This window comes from Paraburkholderia sp. SIMBA_053 (assembly GCF_046534895.1).
GTDB lineage: Bacteria > Pseudomonadota > Gammaproteobacteria > Burkholderiales > Burkholderiaceae > Paraburkholderia > Paraburkholderia caledonica.
In genome coordinates this window covers 1-228 of sequence record NZ_JAWRXU010001967.1, presented here as the reverse complement: position 1 = coordinate 228, position 228 = coordinate 1, and the positions used below count along the sequence as shown (strand labels likewise).

Sequence of the window (228 nt, the reverse complement as noted above, 5' to 3'; positions counted from 1 at the left end):
CTTTCGCCGCCTGCGCCGGGCGCTGCACGAGAATATGTACTTCGCCTGCCACCACCGCGAAGCCGCGGCCTTCCTCGCCTGCGCGCGCCGCTTCGCCGGCGGCATTCAACACGAGGATGTTCGTCTAGAAGCCGATGCTTTCAATGAGTCCCAGGAACCGCAACGCGACGCGGCCTGGAGCAACAGTTTGTCGCCCGGCTCCAAGACCCGGGTCACGAGTCTGCACAC

1 pseudogene is annotated in these 228 nt (G+C 65.4%); it reads right to left on the bottom strand.

Going from position 1 to position 228, the window contains the following annotated elements:
- Nucleotides 1-145: pseudogene (locus tag SB753_RS42410) on the bottom strand (methyl-accepting chemotaxis protein); the annotation flags it as partial.
- Between the last annotated feature and the right edge of the window lie 83 nt (nucleotides 146-228).